The organism is Streptomyces sp. NPDC015345 (assembly GCF_043078805.1).
GTDB lineage: Bacteria > Actinomycetota > Actinomycetes > Streptomycetales > Streptomycetaceae > Streptomyces.
The window spans coordinates 286,746-306,578 of record NZ_JBIBTX010000004.1 but is presented as its reverse complement, the minus strand read 5'-3'; the positions used below and the strand labels follow the sequence as shown (position 1 = coordinate 306,578).

15 protein-coding genes are annotated in these 19,833 nt (G+C 72.6%); 9 read left to right on the top strand and 6 right to left on the bottom strand.

Annotated elements, in window-relative coordinates:
• Positions 1-90 precede the first annotated feature (90 nt).
• From ACF062_RS18540 to ACF062_RS18525, 4 genes are all read left to right on the top strand, one after another.
• Positions 91-645, top strand: coding sequence for a TetR/AcrR family transcriptional regulator (locus ACF062_RS18540; protein ID WP_392140235.1), 555 nt, complete (start codon positions 91-93; stop codon positions 643-645).
• Between the two features lie 165 nt (positions 646-810).
• A complete protein-coding gene (locus ACF062_RS18535; RefSeq protein WP_392139354.1) occupies positions 811-1,506 on the top strand; it encodes a type 1 glutamine amidotransferase domain-containing protein in 696 nt (231 codons plus the stop codon).
• 3 nt (positions 1,507-1,509) lie between these two features.
• Entirely contained in the window at positions 1,510-2,118 is a 609-nt protein-coding gene (locus ACF062_RS18530; RefSeq protein ID WP_392139352.1) for a TetR/AcrR family transcriptional regulator, read from the top strand.
• Positions 2,118-3,452, top strand: a complete 1,335-nt coding sequence (locus ACF062_RS18525; RefSeq protein WP_392139350.1) for an aldehyde dehydrogenase family protein — start codon at positions 2,118-2,120, stop codon at positions 3,450-3,452. The genes ACF062_RS18530 and ACF062_RS18525 overlap by 1 nt, the downstream gene beginning before the upstream one ends.
• A 171-nt stretch (positions 3,453-3,623) precedes the next feature.
• On the opposite strand, the gene ACF062_RS18520 is transcribed toward ACF062_RS18525, so the two are convergent.
• Both ACF062_RS18520 and ACF062_RS18515 read right to left on the bottom strand, forming a co-directional pair.
• The gene (locus tag ACF062_RS18520) at positions 3,624-4,307 is read right to left on the bottom strand and encodes a M15 family metallopeptidase (protein ID WP_392139348.1); all 684 of its coding nucleotides are present in this window, start codon (positions 4,305-4,307) and stop codon (positions 3,624-3,626) included.
• Positions 4,308-4,604: 297 nt separating this feature from the next.
• Positions 4,605-7,724 (bottom strand): BTAD domain-containing putative transcriptional regulator, encoded by a 3,120-nt coding sequence (locus tag ACF062_RS18515; RefSeq protein WP_392139347.1) that lies wholly within the window; start codon positions 7,722-7,724, stop codon positions 4,605-4,607.
• Positions 7,725-7,979: 255 nt separating this feature from the next.
• Here ACF062_RS18515 and ACF062_RS18510 point away from each other — a divergent pair, with 255 nt between their 5' ends.
• On the top strand, positions 7,980-8,606 hold the full coding sequence (locus ACF062_RS18510) for a histidine phosphatase family protein (RefSeq protein ID WP_392139345.1): 627 nt from the start codon (positions 7,980-7,982) through the stop codon (positions 8,604-8,606).
• Positions 8,607-8,624: 18 nt separating this feature from the next.
• Here ACF062_RS18510 and ACF062_RS18505 read toward each other — a convergent pair whose 3' ends face one another.
• Positions 8,625-9,989 carry an FAD-dependent oxidoreductase gene (locus ACF062_RS18505; RefSeq protein WP_392139344.1) on the bottom strand — a complete coding sequence of 455 codons (1,365 nt, stop codon included), beginning with the start codon at positions 9,987-9,989 and terminating at the stop codon, positions 8,625-8,627.
• Positions 9,990-10,278: 289 nt separating this feature from the next.
• Here ACF062_RS18505 and ACF062_RS18500 point away from each other — a divergent pair, with 289 nt between their 5' ends.
• The 3 genes from ACF062_RS18500 to ACF062_RS18490 all read left to right on the top strand — a co-directional run bounded on the left by ACF062_RS18500 (position 10,279) and on the right by ACF062_RS18490 (position 14,314).
• Positions 10,279-11,715, top strand: a complete 1,437-nt coding sequence (locus ACF062_RS18500) for a hypothetical protein (protein WP_392139342.1) — start codon at positions 10,279-10,281, stop codon at positions 11,713-11,715.
• 98 nt (positions 11,716-11,813) lie between these two features.
• Positions 11,814-13,076 carry an AAA family ATPase gene (locus ACF062_RS18495; RefSeq protein ID WP_392139340.1) on the top strand — a complete coding sequence of 421 codons (1,263 nt, stop codon included), beginning with the start codon at positions 11,814-11,816 and terminating at the stop codon, positions 13,074-13,076.
• Positions 13,073-14,314: a VWA-like domain-containing protein gene (locus tag ACF062_RS18490; protein WP_392139338.1), complete on the top strand. Its 1,242-nt coding sequence runs from the start codon at positions 13,073-13,075 to the stop codon at positions 14,312-14,314. The genes ACF062_RS18495 and ACF062_RS18490 overlap by 4 nt, the downstream gene beginning before the upstream one ends.
• Positions 14,315-14,399: 85 nt before the next feature.
• Here the strand turns inward: ACF062_RS18490 and katG are convergent, their stop codons facing one another.
• Complete coding sequence (katG, locus tag ACF062_RS18485; RefSeq protein WP_392139336.1) at positions 14,400-16,631, bottom strand: catalase/peroxidase HPI; 2,232 nt, start codon at positions 16,629-16,631, stop codon at positions 14,400-14,402.
• 346 nt (positions 16,632-16,977) lie between these two features.
• Here katG and ACF062_RS18480 point away from each other — a divergent pair, with 346 nt between their 5' ends.
• On the top strand, positions 16,978-17,394 hold the full coding sequence (locus ACF062_RS18480; protein WP_223772920.1) for a Fur family transcriptional regulator: 417 nt from the start codon (positions 16,978-16,980) through the stop codon (positions 17,392-17,394).
• A gap of 23 nt (positions 17,395-17,417) precedes the next feature.
• Here the strand turns inward: ACF062_RS18480 and ACF062_RS18475 are convergent, their stop codons facing one another.
• Together ACF062_RS18475 and ACF062_RS18470 are read right to left on the bottom strand one after the other, a co-directional pair.
• Positions 17,418-19,145 carry an acyl-CoA dehydrogenase family protein gene (locus tag ACF062_RS18475; RefSeq protein WP_392139334.1) on the bottom strand — a complete coding sequence of 576 codons (1,728 nt, stop codon included), beginning with the start codon at positions 19,143-19,145 and terminating at the stop codon, positions 17,418-17,420.
• A gap of 43 nt (positions 19,146-19,188) precedes the next feature.
• Positions 19,189-19,746: a PadR family transcriptional regulator gene (locus ACF062_RS18470; RefSeq protein WP_392139332.1), complete on the bottom strand. Its 558-nt coding sequence runs from the start codon at positions 19,744-19,746 to the stop codon at positions 19,189-19,191.
• Positions 19,747-19,833 lie beyond the last annotated feature (87 nt).

Below are 19,833 nucleotides of genomic sequence, written 5' to 3'. Positions count from 1 at the left end.
CGAACTTAGTGGACACCTGTCCGCTTAGCAAGGCCGTATCGGCCGCGAGGCGCGGAAGGAGAGCGAGTGGGGCACCACAAGGACGCGCCCATGCGCTCGGACGCGCAGCGCAACCGCGAACGCATCCTGGAAGTCGCCCTGATGGAGCTGACGCGGTCGAGCGACGCGCCGTTGAGCGCGATCGCGAAGAAGGCGGGTGTGGGCCAGGGGACCTTCTACCGCAACTTCCCCAACCGCGAGGCGCTCGTCCTTGAGGTCTACCGCTACGAAGTGCAGCAAGTGTGCGACGCGGCCTGCCAGTTGCTCCACTGCCGCACCCCCGACCAGGCCCTGCGGGAGTGGATGGACCGTCTCGCCCAGTACGCCATGGCCAAGGCGGGCCTGGCCGACGCCATACGCCGGGCGACCAGCGCGCTCGGCAGCCTGTCCGGGGTGGGCCACGGCCCGCTGACCCAGGCCGTCGCACACCTCCTGAGGGCGAACGAGGAAGCGGGCACCATCCGCCCGGGAGTGACCCCCGACGACTTCCTGCTCGCCATCGCCGGGCTCTGGCAGATCGACCCGCAGAGCGACTGGCAGACGCGCGCGGGGCGCCTCATGGATCTCGTCATGGACGGACTGCGGGCCGGCGCTCCCGGGCGCTGAGCCCCTCAGGAGGCGTATTCCGCGCGGCCCCATCGGATTTCCGATGCCTCCCATTGGTTTCCGCATTGGATAGTTATGTCCGATCGATCTACCTTCGAGATGTCGCCGTACTGACGATCTGCGCACAGAACGTCAGACCCCGGACTCTCGGAGTGAGACCACACCATGTCGAAGATCCTTTTCGTTGTCACCGGCGCCGACCACTGGACGCTGGCCGACGGCAGTCGCCACCCGACCGGCTTCTGGGCCGAGGAGGCCGTGGCCCCCTACGAGGCCTTCAAGGCCGCCGGGCACGAGGTCGTCGTCGCCACCCCGGGCGGCGTCGTTCCCACCGTCGACCGCGGCTCCCTCGCCCCCGAGGCCAACGGCGGCCAGGAGGGCGCCGACAAGGTCGCCGCCTCGCTCGCCGCCTTCACCGAGCTCCAGGGCCCGGTCAAGCTGGCGGAAGTGGACCTCGCGGACTACGCCGCCGTCTTCTACCCCGGCGGTCACGGCCCCATGGAGGACCTCGCCGTCAACGCCGACTCCGGCAGGCTCCTCGCCCTCGCCCTGGAGATCGGCATGCCGCTCGGCGTGGTCTGCCACGCCCCGGCCGCCCTGCTCGCCGCCACGAAGGACGACGGCTCGAACGCCTTCGCCGGGTACCGCCTGACCGGCTTCACCAACACCGAGGAGACCCAGGCGGGCTTCGCCGAGCGGGCCAAGTGGCTGCTCCAGGACCGCCTCGTCGAGGCCGGCGTCGACTTCCAGGAGGGCGAGCCCTGGGCCCCGAAGGTGGTCGTCGACCGCAACCTCGTCACGGGCCAGAACCCCGCCTCCTCCGCGCCGCTCGCCACCGAGCTGCTGAAGAAGCTGGCCTGAGCCATGGGCACCGACCGGCTCGACGAGGTCCTCGACGCCGCCTACGCCTGCCTCACGCGGTACGGCGCGCGGCGCACCACGATGGACGACATCGCCTCCGCCATGGGCGTGTCCCGGTCAGCCGTCTACCAGTACGTGCGCAACAAGGACGACGCCTTCCGCCGGCTCGCCGGACGACTCCACGAGGAGGCGCTCCGGCGGGCCCGGGCGGCGGCCGCGTCCGACGCCCCTTACGACGAGCGGCTGCACGGCGTACTGGCCGCCAAGCTCGACCTGGTGCTCCAGCTGGCCGGCGACTCCCCGCACGCCACGGAACTGCTCGACGGCAAGGCCCGGCTGTTCGGCGAGATCTGTACGGCGTTCACCACCGGCCTGCGTGATCTCCTGACCTCGCTGTTCACCGAGGCGGGCACCACGGAGGGCGTCGAGCCACGTGAGGCCGCCGACATCTGTGTGGCGATGGTCATCGGCCTGGAGTCGATGCCCGGTGCCCGGGACCTGCTGGCCCCGGCGACCGCCACGCTCGCGACCGGCCTGCTCGGCGCCCCGGGCGCTCCCCACGCTTCCCGCACTCCTCCCCCCACTCCCAGCAACCCCCGAGGAACCCCCTGATGACCACCGCCGTCACCCCCACCGAAGACACCGCGGCCCTCGTGGCCCGGCTGCGCGCCACCTTCGCCACCGGCCGCACCCGGCCGCTCGCCTGGCGCATGGAGCAGCTGGCCCGGCTGCGCGCGCTGTTCACGGAGAACCGCGAGGCCATCGCCGACGCGCTCCACAGCGACCTGCGCAAGCCACGCCCCGAGGCGTACGCCGCCGAGGTCGACTTCCCCGTGCGCGAGATCGACCACACGCTGGCCCATCTGGAGCGTTGGCTCACCCCGACGCCGCTCGACCGGGAAGCCCTCGCCGGCCTTCCGGAAGGATCCACGGCCGGTACGCAGTACGAGCCGCTGGGCACCGTCCTGGTCATCGCGCCCTGGAACTACCCGGTCCAGCTCTCCATGGTCCCCGTGGCGGGCGCGCTCGCCGCGGGCAACGCCGTCGTCCTCAAGCCGAGCGAGCTGGCCCCCGCCACCTCCGCGCTGATGGCCCGCCTCGTGCCGCGCTACCTGGACCCCGAGGCGGTCGCCGTCGTCGAGGGCGCCGTCCCGGAGACCACGGAGCTGCTCGCCCAGCGCTTCGACCACATCTTCTACACCGGCAACGGCACGGTCGGCCGCATCGTGATGCGGGCCGCCGCCGAGCACCTGACCCCCGTCACGCTCGAACTGGGCGGCAAGTCACCGGTGTTCGTGGACCGGGACGCCGATGTCGCCACGGTCGCCAAGCGCCTGGCCGACGCCAAGTTCCGCAACGCCGGACAGACCTGCGTCGCGCCGGACTACGTCCTGACCGACCCGGCCACCGCCCGCGCCCTCGCGGCCGCCCTCGCCGAAGCCGTGGAGGGCATGTTCGGCGCGGACCCGCAGAGCGGCGAGGGTTACGGCCGCATGGTGAACCAGCGGCACTTCGACCGCGTCGCGGCGCTGCTCGACTCCGGGACGGTGGCGTTCGGCGGACAGACGGACCGCGACGACGTGTACATCGCGCCGACCGTCCTGACCGGTGTGACGGGGGACGACCCGGTCATGCGGGAGGAGATCTTCGGCCCCGTCCTGCCCATCGTGGAGGTGGCGGACCTGGACGAGGCCATCGCCTTCATCAACGACCGCGACAAGCCGCTGGCCCTCTACGGCTTCACGGAGAACGAGACCACCCGGCGGCGCCTCGCGGACGAGACTTCGTCCGGCGGGCTCGGCTTCGGGCTGCCGATGGCTCACCTGCGCGTGCCCGACCTGCCCTTCGGCGGCGTCGGCGAGAGCGGCATGGGCAGCTACCACGGCCCGCACTCCATCGCCACGTTCAGCCACCGCCGCGCCCGTCTCGACGTGCCCCTGGCCTAGGGCCTGTCTGACAATTCGCGTCGTCGCCCGGAGGGCGGCCTCGCGGCGTCAGGTGCGTGCTCTCGGCGTGCCGGGCGTAGGGCCTCGTACTGGATGTACTTGGCTCTGCGCCCGGTGCGGCGAGAGTGCGTGCATGGCGTCGCGAGGCAGGCGGGAATTGTCAGACAGGCCCTAGGAGGAGACGCCCCGGCCGCCGTTGCGCGCCGCGAAGGCCGCAGGGCCGTAGCGGGCGGCGGGCGTGCTGGTCTGGTGGGCCCAGTAGCGGTCGCCGTAGGACCAGTGCCACCACTCGGTGGGGTAGTTGACCAGGCCCGCCGTGACCAGGGCCGCGCTCAGCGTGCGGCGGTTGCGGCGGGCCGCCGCGGAGATGCGGTCGGTGTCGGTGTAGCAGGCGCCGTCGCTCTCCTCGGGGCTGGCGTTCACCGGTGTGCCGAGGTCGAGTTCGTCCCCTGCCGTGGTGCACAGGGTGACGTCGACGGCGGCGCCCGCGACGTGGGGGCCCACTTCGGGCGGCGAGAGGGAACGGCTCGTCTGGCGGCGAAGGTGGTCGGCCGACCACTCGGGGTGCGCGCGTCTGAGTTCGGCGGCGTACTCCTCGAAGTACTTGATCTGCAGGTCGAGCGGGCGGTAGCCCTCGGTGACCAGCAGCCGCAGCCCCTCGGGCAGCAGCCGGGCGGCGCGGGCCAGGCGCCAGACGACGCCCTCGCGCAGCTGGGCGTAGGCCCCCGCCGGGTCGGCGAGACGGTCGTCGACGTCGACGAAGGGGAGATGGCGCAGGTCGACCAGGGCCTCACCGCATTCGTGGACCGGGATGTCGACGATCCGTGGATCGTTCATGAGGATGATCGGCGGCATGCTCGGCCCCTTCGTGCCAGGAGTGACGGGCACAGCGCCGGGGGCGGGCTCCCACCCGCCCCCGGACTCCCCCTTGTGCAGTGGCCCCATGTCGTTCCCTGTGGCTCCACGCGGCAACGGCCCACACGGCCGACTGTCGCGGTCGTATGGGCCGTGCGAGGCAACAGTGGCCTTTCCCCCGTTGGGTCCCCCGTTGCTGCCGGCCCCTTGGTGCCGCCGACAGGTAGAGCATGGCGCGGGGCGCTGCAAGTTCTCTGCAAAACCGCGGCAAGTGTTCCGCAGCCACGGTGGCGGGCGTCAGATGCCCGGTTCGTCCCGCTCCCGTGCCTCGTACGCGGTGAAGACCTCCCGTGCCTCGGCGCGCAGCGCGAGGGCCTGTTCCCGGTCGCCCGCGGCCTCGCGCGCCGCGGCGAGGTCGCGCAGGGTACGGGCGCGGGGCAGCGGCAGTTCGAGGGCGGCCCAGAGGGCGGCTGCCGCGGTCAGGTGCTTCTCGGCGGTGTCGGGGCGGCCCGCGGCCAGCTCGCACTCGCCGAGGGTACGCAGGGCGAGGGCCTCGCCGAAGCGGTCGTGGTGGGAGCGGCAGGTGTCGAGGACGTCCCGCAGATCGGCCGCCGCCTCCTCGCAACGGCCCAGGCGGAAGCGGCACTTGGCGCGCGCCTGCACCGCGTACGCCGACATGAGCGGGTCGCCGATGACGCGCAGCAGACCCACCGCTTCGTCCGCGAGCCTCTCCGCCTCCTCGTACGCCCCGAGCGCGCGGTGCACGAGGCTGAGGGAGCGCACCGTGAGGGCTTCGCCGCGGCGGCTGCCGAGCCTACGATAGGCGCGCAGGGATTCGTCGAGGAGACCGAACGCCTCCCGGTGCTCGCCAAGTTCGAGGTGGACGGTGCCCGCGAAGCGGCAGGAGAGCCCGAGCCCCGGGTCGTCGTGGAGCCCGCGGAAGCCTTCGACCGCCTGGATGAGCACGTCGAGCGCGGCGCGCAGGCGGCCCGCTTCGCGCAGTGCGCTGCCGAGCCCGGCGAGGGCGGCGGCGCGGCCGCGCGCGTCACCGAGCTCGGCGCAGAGCCCGGCCGCCTGGCGGAAGTATTCCTGCGACTCGGCGAACCGGTCCTGTTCGTAGCGGAGTTGACCGAGGCCGATGAGCAGCAGGGCCTCGCCGGAGTGGTCCTCGGCACGCCGGGCGGCGGCCAGGGCGGCGTCATGGCTGCGCCACCAGGCCTCGAAGCGGTTGCCGACGGCGTACGCGGACGAGCACAGGGCGGCCGCGGCCTCGCAGGCCAGGGTGTGCAGGTCGTAGGCGGCGGCCCGCTCGACGGCGGCGGCGAACGCGTCGGCCTCGGCCTCGAACCAGGCGGAGGGGTCGGCGAGTGCCCGCCGGGTGGCCTCGGGCCCGACGGGCCTCACGAGCCGGCGCATGGCGTCGGAAGCCGCGCTGACCGGGCCGCCCGAGTCCAGGAAGCCGCGGTGCAGTTCGACCGCGCCGGACGGCGTGGCGGACGCGACGCGGCCGGTGAGCCAGAGCCCGGCGCCGAGGGCCCTGCCGACGGCGCCGGAGCGCTCGGCGGGCGTGTCCTCGGCCTCGGCGCGTTCGGCGGCGTACACCTGCACGAGGTCGTGCGGTCGGTAGCGGGGCTGTCCGGCGCGGTCGACGACCGTGCAGTGCAGCAGCTGGGCGTCGATGAGCTGCTCCACGACGCGTTCGGCCTCGGTCTCGCTCACGTCGAGCAGGGCCGCGACCACCCAGGAGGCGACGTCGGGCGCGGCGAGCAGGCCGAGGCGGCGCAGGGCGGTGCGGGCGGGGGCGTCCAGGGCCTGGTAGCTCAGGCTGAGTCCGGCCCGGACCTCCAGGTCGCCGACGGCGAGTTCGTCCAGGCGGTGGCGTTCGTCGGCGAGCCGTTCGGCGAGTGTGCGTGCCGTCCAGTGCCTGCGCGTCGCGAGGCGGGCCCCGGCGATGCGCAGGGCCAGCGGGAGGCCGCCGCACAGCTCGACGATGCGGCGGACGGCGTCCGGCTCGTCGCGTACGCGCCGCTCACCGGCGACCCGGGCGAGAAGGTCGGCGCCGCGCTCCGTGTCGAGCACGTCGAGGTCGGTGCGGTGCGTGCAGGGCAGGGCGGCGAGGCGGGGGCGTGCGGTGATCAGCACACCGCAGGTGGCGCTGCCGGGCAGCAGCGGGCGGACCTGCGACTCGCTGCCCGCGTCGTCGAGCACGAGCAGGAGCCGGCGCCCCGCCACCAGGCTGCGGAAGAGGTCCCTGCGCTCGGCGTCGCCCTCGGGCGGGTCGGCGCCGAGGGCGCGCAGCAGGCGGCCGAGGACCTCACCGGGGGCCACGGGGTCGGTGGCGCCGCGCAGTTCGGCGTAGAGCTGCCCGTCGGGATAGACGTCGGCGACCCGGTGCGCGGCGGTGACGCCGAGGACGGACTTGCCGACGCCGCCGGGTCCCGTCACGGCGACGACGGGCATGGCCTCGCGCGCCCCCGCCCCCGTACCTGTATCCGTCAGCGCGGCCCTGATCTCGCTCAGCTGCGCCTCGCGTCCGGTGAAGTCACCGATGGCGGGCGGCAGGAGGGCGGGAGCGGGCGAGGCAGGCGCCGGGCCGACGTCGTGGCCGCGCGGGCGTTCACCACCGGCCACTGGCACGTCACCGGCGGCCGGCGTGCTCCGGGGGGTGGGCAGCAGCTCCTCGTCGCCCCGCAGGATCGCCTCGTGCATGGCCCGCAGCCCCGGGCCGGGGTCGATGCCCAGCTCCTCGGCGAGTACGTCGCGACCCTCCGCGTAGACCGCGAGGGCGTCGGCCTGGCGGCCCAACCGGTAGAGGGCGAGCATCAGTTGGCCGCGCAGGCGCTCTCGCGTGGGGTGGGTGGCGACGAGGGCGGTGAGTTCTGCGACCAGTTCCGTCTCGCGGCCCGCCTGGGCGAGGTCGGCGGCGATCCGCTCCTCCAGGGCCGCCTGCCGGGCCTCCTCCAGCTGGTCGGCCATGGCCCGCAGGGTCTCGCCGATGCCGCCGAGCGCGGGGCCGCGCCAGAGGGCGAGGGCCTCGCTCAGGAGCCGGGCGGCACCAGCGTGATCGCCCGCGGCCGCCGCCTGCCGGCCCTGCGCCGTGAGCCGCTCGAACGCGGCACGGTCGACGACGTCGGCGTCCGCGTGGATCAGATAGCCGGGCGGCTGTGTCTCGATGACGTCGGGTGACAGCGCGCGGCGCAGCGCCGACACGTACGACTGGATCAGGGACCGTGCCGTGTCGGGCGGTCTGTCGCCCCAGATCGCGTCGATCAGGGCGTCGGCGGAGACCACCCGGCCGGGTTCCAGGAGCAGCGCCGCGAGCAGCGCTCGGGGCTTGGGGCCGCCGAGGGCCAGGCGTCTGCCCTCGCGCCACGCCTCGACCGGTCCGAGCAAGCGGAAGTGCATGTCCGTGTCCACGCCCGTCTCCATGGGTCCCTGCCCCGCACCGCCCCCGCTCGCTGTTCTCTGTCCCCCGGTTCCCTGTCTCCTGTCTCCTGCCCCCTGTCTCCTGTCCCCCTGTTCCCTGCTGCGCCCCTTCGCCCCGAGCCTCGCCCCCGATCAACTGGACATGGTACGTCCGCGCGGCTCCAACTCTCCGCTGAGCAGCGGGAACCAGCCATGCGCGCCGCGTGCATGACGCAGAGTGGAGGCCTACAGGAAAGGCGGGAACCGATGCGCAGCTTGTACGTCATCGCCCACCCGGAGGCGACCCACCATGTCGAGCGCGTGGTGGGCGGCTGGCATGACTCGGACCTCACGGCGGCCGGGCTGAGCGCGGCGGCCTCGATCGCCGGGGCGTTGCGGAAGCAGATCCCCGAGGGCGAGGAGGTGGAGGTGATCTCCTCGGATCTGCGCCGTGCCCGGCGGACGGCACAGGCGGCGGCCGAGCTCTTCGGCGTGCCGGTGGTCGTGGAACGCGGCCTGCGCGAGAAGTCCTACGGCGAGGCGGAGGGCCGCCCGCAGGAGTGGCTGGACCGGCGGTTCGTCCCGCCACCGGCGGCCGGGGACCGGATGGGGCACCACGAGGGCGTGGCGGGCGCGGAGACCAGGGGCGAGTGCGCGCGGCGCGTCTATGACGTCATGGAGGGGCTGCTGCGCCGCCCGTGCGCGCACCAGATCGTCGTGACGCACGGCTTCGCCCTGACGTTCGTCGTGGCGGCCTGGATCAAGATGCCGTACGAGACGGTGGGCTCGGTCAGTTTCCGGGCGCCCAGCGGGAGCATCACGGTGCTGCGCGAGGACGACTTCTTCCACAACCGGCAGGTCGTCAGCCTCGGCGACACACGTCACCTCGGCTGACGACCCGGGCCGGGAAGGTCAGGCGCCGCTCGCGTCCAGCATGTCCTCGCGCTCGACGATCTTCACGCGCTCGCGGCCCTGGGGCTCGCCGAGCGCCTTCTCCGCGGCGTCGAGGCGGTACCAGCCGTCCCACGTGGTGAAGCGGATGTTCCGCTCGTTGAGGAAGGCGTCCACGGCTTCCGGGGCGGGCGCCTCGGGAGTGAGCAGACGGCCGTTCTCGTGGTCGTCGATCAGGCTCGCGACCGTCTCGTTGGCGTCGCCCTTGGTGTGGCCGATGAGACCCACGGGACCGCGCCGGATCCAGCCCGTGACGTACGTCGACGGCAGGTGCTCGCCGGTCTCCTGGATGACCCGGCCCCCCTGGTCGGGGACCGTGCCCGAGGCGACGTCCCAGGGCAGCTTGGGCAGTTCGTCGGAGAGGTAGCCCACGGCGCGGTAGACCGCGCCGAGGTCCCAGTCCTTGAACTCGCCGGTGCCCTTGACGTTGCCGGTGCCGTCCAGGGCGGTGCGCTCGGTGCGCAGGCCGACGACCTTGCCGTCCTCGCCGAGGATCTCGACGGGCGACTCGAAGAAGTGCAGGAACAGCTTGTGCGGCCGGTCGCCGACGTCGCGGATGGCCCAGTTCTCCAGGGTCTTGGCGACCATGTCGGCCTGCTTGTTGCCGCGCCGCGTGGCGATCGAACCGTCGTCGTAGTCGATGTCCTCGGGGTCGACGATGACCTCGATGTTCGGGGAGTGGTCCAGTTCCCGCAGCTCCATCGGGCTGAACTTCGCCTGGGCGGGGCCGCGACGGCCGAAGACGTGGACCTCCAGCGCCTTGTTGGCCTTCAGGCCCTCGTACACGTTCGCCGGGATCTCGGTGGGCAGCAGTTCGTCGGCGGTCTTGGCGAGGATGCGGGCCACGTCGAGCGCGACGTTGCCGACGCCGAGGACGGCGACCTTCTCCGCCTCCAGCGGCCAGGTCCGGGGCACGTCGGGGTGGCCGTCGTACCAGGAGACGAAGTCGGCGGCGCCGTGGGAACCGTCGAGGTCGATGCCGGGTATGTCCAGGGCGCGGTCGGCGGTCGCGCCGGTGGAGAAGATCACCGCGTCGTAGAAGGTCCGCAGGTCGTCCAGGCTGATGTCACCCGGGTAGTCGACGTTGCCGAAGAGGCGGATCTGGGGCTTGTCGAGCACCTGGTGCAGGGCCGTGATGATGCCCTTGATCCGCGGGTGGTCGGGGGCCACGCCGTAACGGATCAGGCCGAAGGGGGCCGGCATCCGCTCGAAGAGGTCGATCGACACACCGGGTTCGACGGCCACCGCGGACTTCAGCAGCGCGTCGGCAGCGTAGATCCCGGCCGGGCCGGCTCCGACAATGGCTACCCGCAGAGGGCGAGGCATGTTCAGGTTCCCTTCGAGCGGTGATGGGGGTACTCGCCGGGAAGCCTAAACTAAGGCAAACCTAAGTAAGTAGCCGGGTCGAATTTATGACCCCATAAGGCAGCCTTATGAGTATCCCATGCCGGTGCCGGGCCTCCACGGCCGGGGGGAAGCCGGGGGAAGCCGGGAGGAAAATGCCTCGCCCGTCACGCCTCCGGACGCTACGCTCACCGGCGATGACCACTCACTCGTCTCACTCGACGCACTCTGTAGACCGATTGGGGGTCCCGTCCGCGCAAGGTGAGCGCTGATGCTCACTGACACCGCGTATGGGAATTCCCGCCTCTCCTTCTGGCTGCGCGCGCGGCGGTTCGCCGTGCCGCTCTCCATGATCGAGTCCGCGACCGCCCGTCGCCGTGCGGGCGACTGGGCGGGGGCCTGCGCCGCCGCGGGCTTCGACGTCGACTTCGCCCCGCGTGCCGTGGCACGCACGTACGGCGCGGATGTCGCCGCCCGCCTCCGGGCCGATCTGCGCCACCTGGCCCCCGACCTCCTGCGCTGGCACATGCCGAGGATCGCACCCGACGGGCTGTTGCGCCCCGGGCTGACCATCGCCCTGGCCGGTTACGCCGATCCGGAGCGCGGCGACAGGCGCTCGCTGCACCTCGTGGCCAGGACGGCGCCCGCGTGGGCGGAGTCCGGGCAGCGGATCAGCCTCGCGCTCTGGGACGGATCCCGCTCCGGGGCCGAGGGCTCGCGCCACCCGCACCCGCGGCCGAGTCGGCGGTTCCGTCTCGACCTGCACCGTCACCTGTGGGACGCGCGCAGGACCGACGAGCTGCGGCTGCGGTCCTCGGCCGACCGGCCCTCCGGTGACAACCGCCCCGTCGTGGTCGGCGCTGATGTTCTGGAGACGCTGCCCGAAGGGCAACAGTGCGCCACCGGCCGGTGGGCGGCCGAGGCGGACCTCCTGCTCCGCGCCGAGAAGCGGCCCGCCGACCAGCCTGTCCTGGTACGGATCAGTGCCCGGCAGCGGCTGGTCCTGACACCGGCCGCGGACGGGGGCGAGGACGCGGCCGACGCCCGGCCGCCCGGATCGCGGCGCGCGTCGGTGTGCGGGGACCCCGCCGCTTCCGCGCTGCCGGTCCTGCCCTACGCGGCGACGTGGACACCGCCCGACCTGGAGCTGCTCCGCTCCGGTTCGATCGAGGCCGAACAGCTGCACCCGCTGGTCGCCTCCGCACTCGTACCGGACTGCTCGCCGACCGGCCCGCCGCCCGTTCTGGACCTGGCGGAGCGGCCACGGCCGGTGGAGTGCCGGGGCGCCGTGCACCACATCGCCCTGGTGGGCGGGGTGTTGACCGCGCTGGACCACGACGCCGACGAGGTCCGGCGGGAGGATCTGCTGGCCGCGTTGACCGGCACGCCTCTCCCTTGCCTACAGGCGATCGACACGGCCCACCGTCGTCCGGCCTGTCTCACCGACGTCCGCGAACGCCTGAACCACGGCGACCTCACCGGAGCGCTGACCGTCGTCGAGAACCTGCTCGGCCCCGAAGCGGTGCTGCGCGACGGCGCCCTGCGGGACGAACTGGAGAAGGCCGCGCTCGGGCGGATCACCTACGGGCTGTACAGGGCCGGCCTGTTGGGCCCCTCCCCCGACCGGGTCCGCGCTGACCGCCACCGCCCCCGCGACCGCCGCACGCGCCGACGGGGCCGCGCCACTCGATTCAGCTCGGAGCTCTGACCTCGCGGGTCTTCGGCCTCCGAGCCAACTGACCGCTGCTCGGCGCCGGCCACCGGCCGTGCCGAGTCTCCACATCACGGACCCAAAGGTGATCACCCATGCCCACGTACACCCCGCCGACCGACACCGCCTCCGACGCCGGGCCCGTCACTCAACTCGGCGTCGCCGACGAGCTGTTGGACCTGCTCCGGGACACCACCACCGAGCCACGTCCCGACACCCAGCTGGAGGCGCTGACCCTGGCCGTCGCCGCGGATCTGCCCGTGCTCCTGTGGGGCGAGCCCGGCATCGGCAAGACCGCGGCCCTGACCCAGCTCTCCGTGTCGCTCGGCCTTCCGCTGACCACGGTGATCGCCAGCGTGCACGAGCCGTCCGACTTCTCGGGCCTGCCCATCGTGGGCGACGACCCGGCGGAGCACGGCGTCCCGATGGCGCCGCCGGACTGGGCGGTGCGCCTGGTGCGGGCCGGCCGGGGACTGCTGTTCCTCGACGAATTGTCCACCGCTCCCCCGGCCGTCCAGGCCGCCCTGCTCCGCCTCGTCCTGGAACGGCGGATCGGCGCCCTGCGGCTGCCGCCCGGCGTGCGCATCGTAGCCGCCGCCAACCCCCGCTCCTCGGCGGCCGACGGATGGGAGCTGAGCCCGCCCCTGGCCAACCGGTTCGTCCATCTCCAGTGGACCCATGACCACGACGTCGTCGTACGCGGCCTCGGCGGCGTCTGGCCCCGCGCGACCCTGCCGCGGCTGGACCCGCGGAAGCTGCCCGAGGCCGTGGACTTCGCCCGCCGCGCGGTGTGCGGACTCCTCGCCGCCCGCCCCCGGCTCGTCCACCAGATGCCGGGCAACGAAGCGCGCCGGGGCGGTGCCTGGCCCTCCCCCCGCAGCTGGGAGACGGCGCTGCGCCTGATCGCCTTCGCGACCGCCGCGGGCTCCTCCCGTGACGTGCTTGCCCTGCTCGTCCGGGGCGCGGTGGGGGACGGCCCCGGACTCGAACTGCTGGCGAGCCTGGACCGGATGGACCTCCCCGATCCCGAGGCGCTGCTCGCCGACCCGGCGGGTGCCGCCCTGCCCGAGCGGGGCGATCTGCGCCAGGCCACGCTCGACGGGGTCGTCGAAGCGGTGCGCAGGGATCCGTCGAAGGACCGATGGGACGCGGCTTGGGCGCTCCTGGTGCGGGCGGTGGAGACCGGGGCGCCTGACCTGGTCGTCGTGCCCGCGACGACGCTCGCCTCGCTGCGTCGCACGGACTGGGACGTGCCGGCGTCGATCGAACGGCTCACCGGAACGGTGTCCTTGTCCCTGCGGGCCGACCGCGCGGCGGCCCGGGCCGCGGTGGCGACCAGGGCCAAGGCGGGCCGATGACCCCGGACGCGTCCGGGGCGCTGGACCTCGACAAGCTCTTCGCCGCCCGGCTCCAGGCCGCGCGGGCCCGGCCCTACCTGGCGACGGCCCTCTTCGCCCTGCACACCGTCGAGTCCCGGCAGGTGCCGACCATGGGCGTGGACCGGCACTGGCGGTGCTACGTCTCACCGGTGTTCGTGGACCGGACGCCGGTGGAGGAGCTCGCCGGGGTGTGGGTGCACGAGGTGTCGCACCTGCTGCGTGACCATCACGGGCGCAGCGACCGGGTCGCCCGGCAGCGCGGACTGACCGGGCCCGGCGAACGGCTGCGGATGAACATCGCCGCCGACTGCGAGATCAACGACGACGTGTTCGGCGACGGTCTCGTACGCCCCGAAGGAGCCGTCGGACCGGCGGACCTGCGGCTTCCCGAAGGGCAGCTGATGGAGGACTATCTGCGCCAGTTCCGGCTGGGGCCGCGCACGCAGCACTTGGCCTGGCTGGACTGCGGAAGCGGCGCCGACGGGCTGGCGAGGGAGTGGGAGCTGGGCCCGGAGGGCGCGCACGGACTCAGCGCGCAGGAGCGGGACGCGGTCCGGTTCCGGGTGGCGCGAGGCATCACCGGGCGGCCCGGGAGCGCCCCGAAGGGCTGGCAGCGGTGGGCGGAGGAGGCGTTCCATCCGCCGCAGCCGTGGCGGGAACTGCTGGGGGCGGCCGTCCGCTCGGCGGCCTCCGGGCCGGGCGTGGGCGAGGACTATACGTACGGCCGGCCGGCTCGGCGCTCGGCCGGCGTGCCCGGCATGGTGCTGCCGAGCCTGCGGCGCAGGCCGCCGCGGGTCTGCGTGGTCGTCGACACGTCGGGCTCGGTCAGCGACGCCGAACTGGGCGGCGCGCTCCTGGAAGTCGCCGCGATCGGCCGTGCCGTGGGCGGCCGTCGCGACCTGGTGACGGTGGTGCCGTGCGACGCGGCGGCGCGGATCGTGCACCCGCTGTGCCGGGGCGAGGGGATCCCGCTGGTGGGCGGTGGGGGGACCGATCTCCGTACGGGCTTCGCCAAGGCGCTCGGGGTCCGTCCGGGCCCCGATGTCGTCGTGGTCCTGACGGACGGGCAGACGCCGTGGCCGAACAGCCGGCCGCCGTGCCGGACGGTGGTGGGCCTGTTCCCCCGGCCGGGGGCGGACGACGCGTGGGACGAGGACGACCCCGACCACGTGCCGGATGCGCCGCCCGAGTGGGCGCGTGTGGTCGAGATCCGGTGAAGGTGACGACGATGTCCGGGGCGGCCGGGCGGCCGCCCCGGACATCGTCACCGAGGAAGAGCGGAGAGGAGGAGCGGAGACAGGATCAGACCAGGTCGAACCGGTCGAGGTTCATGACCTTGTCCCAGGCCGCGACGAAGTCCCTCACGAACTTCTCCCGCGCGTCATCGCTCGCGTACACCTCCGCGACCGCCCGCAGCTCGGAGTTCGAGCCGAAGACGAGGTCGGCACGGGTGCCGGTCCACTTCACCTCGCCCGTGGCGACGTCGCGGCCCTCGAACGTGTCCTGGGCCTCGGACGTCGACTTCCACTCCGTACCGAGGTCGAGGAGGTTGACGAAGAAGTCGTTCGTCAACGTCCCGGGCGTGGCGGTGAACACGCCGTGCTGTGACCCCTGGTGGTTCGCGCCGAGGACGCGCAGGCCACCGACGAGGACCGTCAGCTCGGGGGCGCTCAGGGTGAGCAGGTTCGCCTTGTCGAGCAGCAGGTACTCGGCGGGGAGCCGGTTGCCCTTGCCGAGGTAGTTGCGGAACCCGTCGGCGCTCGGCTCCAGCGCGGCGAACGACTCCACGTCCGTCTGCTCCTGCGTGGCGTCCACGCGTCCCGGCGTGAAGGGCACTTCGACGTCGAAGCCCGCGTCCTTGGCGGCCTGCTCGACGCCGGCGGCACCGGCCAGCACGATCAGGTCGGCGAGCGAGACCCGCTTGCCGCCGCTCTGCGCGGCGTCGAAGGTGGCCTTGATGCCCTCCAGGGTGCGCAGCACCGTGGCCAGCTGGTCGGGCTGGTTGACCTCCCACCCGCTCTGCGGCTCCAGGCGGATGCGGGCGCCGTTCGCACCGCCGCGCTTGTCGCTGCCCCGGAAGGACGAGGCCGCGGCCCACGCGGTCGACACCAGCTGGGACACCGACAGGTCCGAGGCGAGGATCTGGGCCTTGAGGGCGGCGACGTCCGCCGCGTCGACGAGTTCGTGGGTGCGGGCGGGCAGCGGGTCCTGCCACACCAGCGTCTCCTGCGGGACCTCGGGGCCGAGGTAGCGGGCGACCGGGCCCATGTCGCGGTGGGTCAGCTTGAACCAGGCGCGGGCGAACGCGTCCGCGAACTCGTCGGGGTTGGCCAGGAAGCGGCGCGAGATCTGCTCGTAGGCCGGGTCGAAGCGCAGCGACAGGTCCGTCGTGAGCATCGTCGGGGCGTGCGTCTTCGACCCGTCGTGGGCGTCGGGGACAGTGCCGGCACCTGCGCCGTCCTTCGGCCGCCACTGGTGCGCGCCCGCCGGGCTCTTGAAGAGCTCCCACTCATAGCCGAACAGGATCTCGAAGAAGCTGTTGTCCCAGGTGATCGGGGTGTTCGTCCAGATGCCCTCGAGGCCGCTGGTGATCGTGTCGGCGCCCTTGCCGGTGCCGTACGTGTTCTTCCAGCCGAGGCCCTGCTGCTCGATCGGGGCGGCCTCGGGGTCGGGCCCCACGTGATCGGCCGGGCCCGCGCCGTGGGTCTTGCCGAAGGTGTGGCCGCCCGCGATCAGGGCGACGGTCTCCTCGTCGTTCATGGCCATGCGGCGGAACGTCTCGCGGATGTCGCGGGCCGCGGCGAGCGGGTCGGGGTTGCCGTTGGGGCCCTCGGGATTGACGTAGATGAGGCCCATCTGGACGGCGCCGAGGGGGTTCTCCAGCTCGCGGTCGCCGGTGTAGCGCTCGTCGCCGAGCCAGGTGGTCTCGGGGCCCCAGTAGACGTCCTCGTCGGGCTCCCAGACGTCCGCTCGGCCACCGGCGAAGCCGAAGGTCTTGAAGCCCATGGACTCCAGGGCGACATTGCCGGTGAGGATCATGAGGTCGGCCCACGAAATGCTCTGGCCGTACTTCTTCTTGACCGGCCACAGCAGGCGGCGGGCCTTGTCGAGGCTCGCGTTGTCCGGCCAGCTGTTGAGGGGCGCGAAGCGCTGCTGACCGGCGCCCGCGCCGCCGCGGCCGTCGCTGATCCGGTAGGTGCCCGCGCTGTGCCAGGCCATGCGGATCATGAACGGGCCGTAGTGGCCGAAGTCGGCGGGCCACCAGTCCTGCGAGGTCGTGAGGACCTCCGCGATGTCCCGCTTGACGGCCGGCAGGTCGAGGGACTTGAACGCCTCGGCGTAGTCGAACTCCTCACCGAGCGGGTTGGCCACGGCGGGGTTCTTGGCGAGGATCTTCAGGTTGAGCCGCTCCGGCCACCACTGGCGGTTTCCGCCGCCCTGGGTCGGGTGCGGGGCGCGGTTGTGCGCGACGGGGCAGCCGGTCACCTCCTCGGGCTTCGGGTCGGTGACGATCGCGTCGTGGTTCTCGGTCATGGGAATCCTTCCGGACGGGGCGGATCACAATGCTCGGGAACTGCGGACGGTCGCACCGCCGCAGCACAGGCCCATGGCTGACCTCGGCCCCGCCGGCACGGAAGCCTCGGTGGTCGCAGGTCATCGGGACGGGGCGGGCTGCTCGCCGCATGGATCGCCCGTGAGCGGGGTACCCGGCTCCGCGGCGAACGGACCCGGCTCCTGAAGTCACGTACTTTTCCCTGCTGTTGCCCTGTCCCTTGGCTACGGCCGGAACCGATCCTACGATGGACCAAGTCCAAGTCAATACGGCAGACAAGCCCATGAGAAGTCAGTTGTCGGACGACGCACACTAAGGCTGGTGGCAATGAGTGACCTGCTGGAACGGCTGCGGGGGCGCGGCTGGCGGCTGACCGCTCAGCGCCGGGTGGTCGCGGAGGTGCTCAACGGCGACCATGTCCATCTCACCGCCGACGAGGTGCTCGCGCGTGCCACCGACCGGCTGCCGGAGATCTCCCGGGCCACGGTTTACAACACCCTCGGCGAACTGGTCTCGCTGGGCGAGGTCCTCGAGGTGGCCACGGACGGCCGTGCCAAGCGCTACGACCCGAACGCCCACCGCCCCCACCAGCATCTGATCTGCTCGGACTGCGGCGCGATCCGGGACGTCCACCCCACCGGCGATCCGCTGAGCGCGCTGCCGGATTCGGAGAGGTTCGGCTTCACCGTCTCCGACGTCGAGGTGACGTACCGGGGCCACTGCCCGGACTGCGCCCGCGCCTGAAGCGCGGGCGCACCCCGGTTCCGTTACGGCGCCATCTCGTACGCCCCGGCCAGCGACTCGACGGTCTCCCACACCCGCGCCGACCGGGCCTCGTCGACGACCGGACGGCGCACCGCGCCCAGGGCCCAGCGCTGCTGCTCCTCGGTGGCGGAGTCCTTGCCGTGCAGTTCGACGGCGTGCGCGGAGAAGTCGCGTACGAGGACGGCGAACAGTTCGTCGAGGACGTCCTCGTCGAGCCCGGTCAGACGCGCCTGCTCCAGGATGAGCTGGCCGTGCACGACCAGCGCGAACAGCTGACCGACGGCGAGGAGGAGGTCCAGGTCCCGGCTCTGCTCCTCGTCGGGGGCGGCGGTCGTGACGAACTCGCACAGGGCGTCCGCCTGCTCCCGGAAGCGGGCCACGTTCGCCACCGAGGCGTACGCGTCGTAGGCGGCGCGCCAATCGTGGAAGCGCACGGAGCCGAGCCCGCGGGCCGGTCCCTGCCGGAAGAGGAACGCGTCGTCGGCCGCGTCGAGACGGGTCGGCACGGGGGCGTACTCGGCCGGGTCGAGCAGGTGGTTGCGCATGAACTTGAGGATCAGCGCGAGGTTGACGTGGACCGTGCCCTCCAGCTTGGGCAGCCCCCGGATCTCGATCGCGGCCTGGGCGAAGTAGTTGTCCTTCTCGAACCCCTTGGCGGCGATGACGTCCCACATCAGGTCGATGACCTTCTCGCCCTCGGTGGTCACCTTCATCTTCGTCATCGGGTTGAAGAGGAGGTAGCGGCGGTCGTCGGGCCCGGCGGAGCGGAAGTAGTCGACGGCGCGGTCGCTGAACAGCTTCATTCCGACGAGACGGACGTACGCGTCGGTCAGCTCGCGGCGCACGTGCGGGAAGGCGGTGACGGGGCGCCCGTAGAGGATGCGGTGGTGGGCGTGGGTCACGGCCTCGTACATCGCGTGCTCGCAGATGCCGATCGAGGCGGTGCAGAGGTTGAACTTCCCGACGTTGACCGTGTTCAGCGCGGCGTCGAAGGCGGCGCGGCCGGTGTGCAGGACGTCCTGGGGGCCGACCGGATAGTCCTCCAGGCGGAACTCACTCACGTACTTCGAGGAGTCGACGACATTCTTGACCAGGTGGTACGCCTCGTGGCGGCTGTCGGCGGCGAAGAAGACGTACCCGTCGGGTCCCTCCACGTCGGTGCGGCGGCCGAAGACGGAGACGAGCCCGGCGGCGTTGCCGTTGCCGATGTAGTACTTGGAACCGGTGGCCCGGAAGCCGCCGGCACCGTCACTGTCCGGTTCAAGGAGCATGTCGGTCGAGTAGATGTCGGCGCCATGGGCCTTCTCCGACAGACCGAAGGCGAACACCTCGCCCTGGGCGAGCAGTTCGGCCGCCCGTTCACGCGCCACCGCGTTGTCGCTCTGCCACACCGGGCCGAGGCCGAGGACGGTGACCTGCCAGGCGTACCAGTAGTCGAGCCCGTAGAAGCCGAAGATCTCGTTGAGGGCGGCGATGCGGGCGGTGTCCCAGCGCTTGTCGGAGCCGTCCTCGGCGGCCGAGGCGGGGGTGAGGAAGGTCGCGAAGAGCCCCTCCTTGGCGGCGAACTCCAGGAAGTCCGCCAGCCAGACGCGGGAGCGGTAGTCCTCGATCAGCTTGCGCTTGCCGCGGGCCTCGAACCAGTCGACGGTGGCGCGCAGCAGCCTGCGGGTCTCCGGGTCGAAGTGCGTCGGGTCGTAGGTGCGGGGGTTGAACAGCAGCGCGTCGGCCATGGGGGTTCGCCTATTCCTGAGGGAGTCGAGGTACGGGTGCGGCTCAGCCCTGGGGGCCGAGCCGGTGGAGGGTGTCGATCACGTCGTCGAGCCAGGCGAGCGTCATGCGTTCGTACGCGATGCCACCGCGCAGCACGACATGCTGGAGCTCCTGCCCGGCGTCCGGCGGCGTGGGAGCCTCGGGGCCGGTGAAGTCGCGCCGCTCCCCCGCGAGGTAGCGGGCGAGCCGGTCGGCGTGCTCCTTGCGGTGCCGCTCGACCTCGCGGATCAGCGCGACCGGGTCATCGAAGGCGGCACCGCGGATCTTCACCGCGAGTTCGTGCCGGACGCTCTCGGGCGCGATGGGTTCGTGCAGCCACGCGGACAGGACGGAGCGCCCATGGGCGGTGACGGAGTACTCCTTCTTGTCCGGCCGCGCCTGCTGCGCCACCTCACGGGCGTCGATCCAGCCGTCGCCCTCCATGCGCTTGAGGACGCGGTAGATCTGCTGGTGGGTGGCGGTCCAGAAGTACCCGATGGACCGCTCGAACCGCCGGGCCAGCTCATAGCCGGAGCCCGGCTTCTCCAGCAGCGAGACGAGGATCGCGTGCTCTAGCGCCATGCGCCGATCCTTCTATGCAATTCGTTGCATAGACAAGAGCCGCCGACTCGGTGAGACGCGCCTCACCCCTTGCCCCCCACTCCCGCG

Bases quoted from the DNA above. Each gene is read 5' to 3' on its own strand.
- ACF062_RS18540 (WP_392140235.1), top strand. From the start codon at position 91: ATGCGCTCGGACGCGCAGCGCAACCGCGAACGCATCCTGGAAGTCGCC.
- ACF062_RS18535 (WP_392139354.1), top strand. From the start codon at position 811: ATGTCGAAGATCCTTTTCGTTGTCACCGGCGCCGACCACTGGACGCTG.
- ACF062_RS18530 (WP_392139352.1), top strand. From the start codon at position 1,510: ATGGGCACCGACCGGCTCGACGAGGTCCTCGACGCCGCCTACGCCTGC.
- ACF062_RS18525 (WP_392139350.1), top strand. From the start codon at position 2,118: ATGACCACCGCCGTCACCCCCACCGAAGACACCGCGGCCCTCGTGGCC.
- ACF062_RS18520 (WP_392139348.1), bottom strand. From the start codon at position 4,307: ATGCCGCCGATCATCCTCATGAACGATCCACGGATCGTCGACATCCCG.
- ACF062_RS18510 (WP_392139345.1), top strand. From the start codon at position 7,980: ATGCGCAGCTTGTACGTCATCGCCCACCCGGAGGCGACCCACCATGTC.
- ACF062_RS18505 (WP_392139344.1), bottom strand. From the start codon at position 9,989: ATGCCTCGCCCTCTGCGGGTAGCCATTGTCGGAGCCGGCCCGGCCGGG.
- ACF062_RS18500 (WP_392139342.1), top strand. From the start codon at position 10,279: ATGCTCACTGACACCGCGTATGGGAATTCCCGCCTCTCCTTCTGGCTG.
- ACF062_RS18495 (WP_392139340.1), top strand. From the start codon at position 11,814: ATGCCCACGTACACCCCGCCGACCGACACCGCCTCCGACGCCGGGCCC.
- ACF062_RS18490 (WP_392139338.1), top strand. From the start codon at position 13,073: ATGACCCCGGACGCGTCCGGGGCGCTGGACCTCGACAAGCTCTTCGCC.
- katG (WP_392139336.1), bottom strand. From the start codon at position 16,631: ATGACCGAGAACCACGACGCGATCGTCACCGACCCGAAGCCCGAGGAG.
- ACF062_RS18480 (WP_223772920.1), top strand. From the start codon at position 16,978: ATGAGTGACCTGCTGGAACGGCTGCGGGGGCGCGGCTGGCGGCTGACC.
- ACF062_RS18475 (WP_392139334.1), bottom strand. From the start codon at position 19,145: ATGGCCGACGCGCTGCTGTTCAACCCCCGCACCTACGACCCGACGCAC.
- ACF062_RS18470 (WP_392139332.1), bottom strand. From the start codon at position 19,746: ATGGCGCTAGAGCACGCGATCCTCGTCTCGCTGCTGGAGAAGCCGGGC.